The sequence below is a fragment of the Rummeliibacillus sp. BSL5 genome (assembly GCF_052928305.1).
The window spans coordinates 1-3041 of the sequence record NZ_JAVGCV010000015.1; the positions used below are offsets into that span (position 1 = coordinate 1).

A 3041-nucleotide genomic window follows, 5' to 3' on the forward strand; every position below is an offset into this window, starting at 1 on the left:
TTGTTCTTTGAAAACTGGATAAAACGACATTGAAGAAATTCTTAAGTAACACATTTATTAAGTTTTAAATTTTTTAGGCTTAATAACTTAAAGGCTTTTATAAGCCAACGGTTAAGTTATTAAGGGCGCATGGCGGATGCCTTGGCACTAGAAGCCGATGAAGGACGGCACTAACACCGATATGCTTCGGGGAGCTGTAAGTAAGCTTTGATCCGGAGATTTCCGAATGGGGAAACCCTCTATCCGTAATGGGGTAGAATCTTGACGTGAATTCATAGCGTCTTGATGGCAGACTCAGGGAACTGAAACATCTAAGTACCTGAAGGAAGAGAAAGAAAAATCGATTCCCTTAGTAGCGGCGAGCGAAATGGGAAGAGCCCAAACCAAGAGGCTTGCCTCTTGGGGTTGTAGGACACTCTATACGGAGTTACAAAGGAATGCGTTAGGCGAAGCGGTTTGGAAAGACCCACCATAGCAGGTAACAGTCCTGTAGTCAAAAGTGCATTCTCTCTTGAGTGGATCCTGAGTACGGCGGAACACGTGAAATTCCGTCGGAATCTGGGAGGACCATCTCCCAAGGCTAAATACTCTCTAGTGACCGATAGTGAACCAGTACCGTGAGGGAAAGGTGAAAAGCACCCCGGAAGGGGAGTGAAAGAGATCCTGAAACCATGTGCCTACAAGTAGTTAGAGCCCGTTAATGGGTGATAGCGTGCCTTTTGTAGAATGAACCGGCGAGTTACGATTACATGCAAGGTTAAGTTGAAGAGACGGAGCCGCAGCGAAAGCGAGTCTGAATAGGGCGAATAAGTATGTGGTCGTAGACCCGAAACCAGGTGATCTACCCATGTCCAGGGTGAAGGTAAGGTAACACTTACTGGAGGCCCGAACCCACGCACGTTGAAAAGTGCGGGGATGAGGTGTGGGTAGCGGAGAAATTCCAATCGAACCTGGAGATAGCTGGTTCTCTCCGAAATAGCTTTAGGGCTAGCCTCGTGATGAAGAATCCTGGAGGTAGAGCACTGTTTGGACTAGGGGTCCATCCCGGATTACCGAATTCAGACAAACTCCGAATGCCAGTGATTTATACACGGGAGTCAGACTGCGAGTGATAAGATCCGTAGTCAAAAGGGAAACAGCCCAGACCACCAGCTAAGGTCCCAAAGTAATTGTTAAGTGGAAAAGGATGTGACGTTGCTTAGACAACCAGGATGTTGGCTCAGAAGCAGCCACCATTTAAAGAGTGCGTAATAGCTCACTGGTCGAGTGACGCTGCGCCGAAAATGTATCGGGGCTAAACAATTCACCGAAGCTGTGGATAGACATCTACGATGTCTGTGGTAGGAGAGCGTTCTAAGTGCTGTGAAGTCAGACCGGAAGGACTGGTGGAGCGCTTAGAAGTGAGAATGCCGGTATGAGTAGCGAAAGATGGGTGAGAATCCCATCCACCGAATGACTAAGGTTTCCTGAGGAAGGCTCGTCCTCTCAGGGTTAGTCGGGACCTAAGCCGAGGCCGACAGGCGTAGGCGATGGATAACAGGTTGATATTCCTGTACCACCTCCCTGCCATTTGAGTAATGGGGGGACGCAGTAGGATAGGGTAAGCGCACTGTTGGTTATGTGCGTCCAAGCAGTAAGGCGTGAGAGTAGGCAAATCCGCTCTCTATAACGTTGAGCTGTGATGGCGAGCTCTTTAGAGCGAAGTTCCTGATTTCACACTGCCAAGAAAAGCCTCTAGCGAGGCAGGAGGTGCCCGTACCGCAAACCGACACAGGTAGTCGAGGAGAGAATCCTAAGGTGAGCGAGAGAACTCTCGTTAAGGAACTCGGCAAAATGACCCCGTAACTTCGGGAGAAGGGGTGCTCTAGTAGGGTGCAAGCCCGAGAGAGCCGCAGTGAATAGGCCCAGGCGACTGTTTAGCAAAAACACAGGTCTCTGCAAAACCGTAAGGTGACGTATAGGGGCTGACGCCTGCCCGGTGCTGGAAGGTTAAGGGGATTGCTTAGCGCAAGCGAAGGTGAGAACCGAAGCCCCAGTAAACGGCGGCCGTAACTATAACGGTCCTAAGGTAGCGAAATTCCTTGTCGGGTAAGTTCCGACCCGCACGAAAGGCGTAACGATCTGGGCACTGTCTCAACGAGAGACTCGGTGAAATTATAGTACCTGTGAAGATGCAGGTTACCCGCGACAGGACGGAAAGACCCCGTGGAGCTTTACTGTAGCCTGATATTGAATTTTGGTACAGCTTGTACAGGATAGGTAGGAGCCATTGAAACCGGAGCGCCAGCTTCGGTGGAGGCGTCCTTGGGATACTACCCCAGCTGTATTGAAATTCTAACCCGTACCCCTGATCGGGGTAGGAGACAGTGTCAGGCGGACAGTTTGACTGGGGCGGTCGCCTCCTAAAGAGTAACGGAGGCGCCCAAAGGTTCCCTCAGAATGGTTGGAAATCATTCGTAGAGTGTAAAGGCACAAGGGAGCTTGACTGCGAGACCTACAAGTCGAGCAGGGTCGAAAGACGGGCTTAGTGATCCGGTGGTTCCGCATGGAAGGGCCATCGCTCAACGGATAAAAGCTACCCCGGGGATAACAGGCTTATCTCCCCCAAGAGTCCACATCGACGGGGAGGTTTGGCACCTCGATGTCGGCTCATCGCATCCTGGGGCTGTAGTCGGTCCCAAGGGTTGGGCTGTTCGCCCATTAAAGCGGTACGCGAGCTGGGTTCAGAACGTCGTGAGACAGTTCGGTCCCTATCCGTCGTGGGCGTAGGAAATTTGAGAGGAGCTGTCCTTAGTACGAGAGGACCGGGATGGACACACCGCTGGTGTACCAGTTGTTCTGCCAAGAGCATCGCTGGGTAGCTATGTGTGGACGGGATAAGTGCTGAAAGCATCTAAGCATGAAGCCCCCCTCAAGATGAGATTTCCCATTACGCAAGTAAGTAAGATCCCTCAAAGACGATGAGGTAGATAGGTTCGAGGTGGAAGTGTGGCGACACATGGAGCTGACGAATACTAATCGATCGAGGACTTAACCAAATT

General features: G+C 50.9%; 1 rRNA gene. It reads left to right on the forward strand.

The features are described from left to right. The first annotated feature begins 109 nt into the window (after nucleotides 1-109). A 23S ribosomal RNA gene (locus RCJ93_RS16475) occupies nucleotides 110-3038 on the forward strand. The last annotated feature ends 3 nt before the right edge of the window (nucleotides 3039-3041 follow it).